Genomic DNA, 2,115 nt, shown 5'->3' with positions numbered 1-2,115 from the left:
ACCGCTTCATGCGAAACCAGCGAGTCGTCGGCTGTGGGATCACCTCCGGCAAGAGCGACCAGCTGGCCATCTCCGGGAACACCTGGATCGACAACAAGGCGACCGTCACGCTCGCGTGATCCGGCTGCGCTTCGACTTGGAACGTACGTACGGCCGCACAACGACTGGGATCGCAGTCACATCGACACGGTGACACCGCGTCCCTCAGATGGGGCATCCCATACCGTCGCCCACTCGGCGGCGGGGCGAAGTCTCCTAGTGTCCCCAGATGACCACTGCGCGCGCGGACTATCCGGCCCTGACCGGCCTGCGAGCCATCGCCGCTTCTGTCGTCTTCGCCAACCACATCGGCTACCTGCTCGGCCACACCAGCCTCGGCCGCGGTTGGGCGGCTATCACGCCGGTCAGCTTGGTCGGCGTCTACACGTTCTTCGTCTTGTCGGGATTCCTTCTCGCCCAACCTGCCTCACTTGACCGCGGGCCGCGTGCGTTCTGGCGTCGCCGAGCAGCCCGCATCCTCCCGGTCTATTGGCTCGCCCTCGTCGGATCCGTCGCGATGCTGGCCGTCACAGAAGAGCTCCCCGGGTTCCGTACGATCGCAGCCAACGCAAGCCTGCTCCACTCCTGGTCGGCGTCCGGACAAGCCGCCTCCATCAACCTGCCCGCTTGGTCTCTGTCCGTGGAGCTGGTCTTCTACGCGGCGCTGCCTCTCGCTGCGCCAGCGCTCATTCCTTGGATCCGCCGTCAGCCCCGCGCCAGCCTCTTCGCCATCGCGGCTGCCTGCGTTGTCGGGTCGATCGTCCTCCAGGTCGAAGCGGTCCCGGCGACCTTCCCTCTGGCTTACCTCCCGATATTTCTGCTCGGCGTACACGCCGCCACGGTCCGAACGACAGTTCCTGCCCCCTGGTTGATGTTCGGCGCAGCCGCAGTCACATACCCGGTCCTCCACAACCACGCACTGCCGGCTCTTGCGGCGGCGGCATTGATCGGGCATCTCGCCTCGACCGGTGGACCGGCGTGGCTCCGCAGCGCGCCGGCACTCCGCCTCGGCGCATGGTCGTACGGGTTCTTCCTCCTGCACGTCCTCGTCATCGACGCTGGAGCGATCCTGCTCGATCACACGATCGGTCGGGGCGCGGTCATCACACCCGTCGGCCTGGCCGTCGCCTGCTTCGCCTTCGTGATCGCGTGGGTGCTGTCGGCGGCCGTCTATCGTCTTGTGGAGGAACCGGCGCGGCGCGCGCTCACCCGGCGTCGCCATGCCGTAGCCCTCGAGGCGGCCCCCGTCGTTCGATGAGCAGGCGCCCTGTCAAAGGCGCGTCCGATTCGGGCCGGCCGACCGTCACTTGATCGGAAACGTCGCCTCAGCACCCGTCCTGCCTACAGAGCGCATGCGCGGTTCGCATCAGGCCCGCTTCGCGGCCGAAGCCGCGGCTCGCGTATCCGACCTGTAACCATAGTGTTGCTGTGTGGTGGGGTAGCCGTGGAGTTGGTGACACGGCCCTCGGCGTGCGGCCGCTCAGCCTGACCCATCTAGAGTGTGATCTTTAACCATTCGTACGAAATACCCAATTTCAGTGACGTTTCGCCACCGGTGGCAGTCGGCGACTGGCACTGTTCTTCCTCGCGCCGGTCGCTCGGGCCGACGCAGGGGAGGTGTGCGTATACATGGTGCCGGTTATGCGGTCAGTCGTCGTCGGGTTCATCGCGATCGCGTGTGCCCTGTTGGTCAACGGATCGTCGTTGGCCGAGGTCAATCACCACGGTATTCGATCGGTGTCACTTGACGGCGTCAGCAAGCTGAAGGCATCCAAGTGTGGATCGCCCTCGAAGACTGGGAAGAGTAGGAAGGCACGACAGTGTCGTCGGGCGAAGTGCGCGCGACTGACCAAGCGCGCAGCGCATGCGACGTCGAAGACCGCGCGGTCCCGTATCGCAGTGGCGCGGAAGAGCGTCCCGTGCACCAAGGCGTTCAAGTCCCGACCGGCTGGATCTACGGGCACGCACGCGTCGCAACCGAAGCCGAAGCCGAAGCCGCAGCCGGTTCCGCAGCAGCCTTCGGGTGGGACGCCGGGTGCGGCGAACACTGGTGTGCCGGCTGGTGTTGGGCTGACG

Annotated in this window: 1 protein-coding gene; it reads left to right on the top strand. The window is 66.1% G+C overall.

The window, feature by feature from the left end; translation table 11 throughout:
- The first annotated feature begins 268 nt into the window (after positions 1-268).
- Positions 269-1,297: an acyltransferase family protein gene (locus BM236_RS18550; protein WP_091126762.1), complete on the top strand. Its 1,029-nt coding sequence runs from the start codon at positions 269-271 to the stop codon at positions 1,295-1,297.
- The last annotated feature ends 818 nt before the right edge of the window (positions 1,298-2,115 follow it).

This window comes from Nocardioides terrae (assembly GCF_900112345.1).
In the GTDB taxonomy this organism is placed as follows: domain Bacteria; phylum Actinomycetota; class Actinomycetes; order Propionibacteriales; family Nocardioidaceae; genus Nocardioides; species Nocardioides terrae.
Note: the sequence above shows the minus strand (reverse complement) of the source record. Positions and strands in the feature narration are given on the sequence as shown.

Coding starts and splice junctions, on each gene's coding strand:
- BM236_RS18550 (WP_091126762.1), top strand. CDS start 269: ATGACCACTGCGCGCGCGGACTATCCGGCCCTGACCGGCCTGCGAGCC.